The organism is uncultured Psychroserpens sp. (assembly GCF_947492715.1).
Classification (GTDB): Bacteria; Bacteroidota; Bacteroidia; order Flavobacteriales; family Flavobacteriaceae; genus Psychroserpens.
Map to the genome: position 1 here is coordinate 1 of NZ_CANLNS010000028.1, position 296 is coordinate 296.

The window sequence follows — 296 nt, forward strand, 5'->3', positions numbered from 1 at the left end:
GCACCAACACCAGATGCCGTAAGTTTATCAGATATCACAGCCGAATGTGAAGTCACAAGTTTAACAGCGCCAACAGCTACAGATAATTGTGGAGGCACAGTAACGGTAAGTCATAATGCAACACTTCCAATTTCAGGCGAAGGGACAACAACGATAGTGACGTGGACCTATGATGATGGCAATGGAAATACAAGCACACAAGATCAAAATGTGATTATAGATGACACGACAGCACCAACACCAGATGCAGTGAGTTTATCAGATATCACAGCAGAATGTGAAGTGACAAGTTTAAC

The 296-nt window shown here is 42.6% G+C and carries 1 protein-coding gene; it reads left to right on the forward strand.

Annotated elements, in window-relative coordinates; all coding sequences use genetic code 11:
* On the forward strand, positions 1 to 296 hold a 296-nt coding region (locus tag Q0787_RS19275), incomplete at both ends, for a hypothetical protein (RefSeq protein ID WP_298905089.1).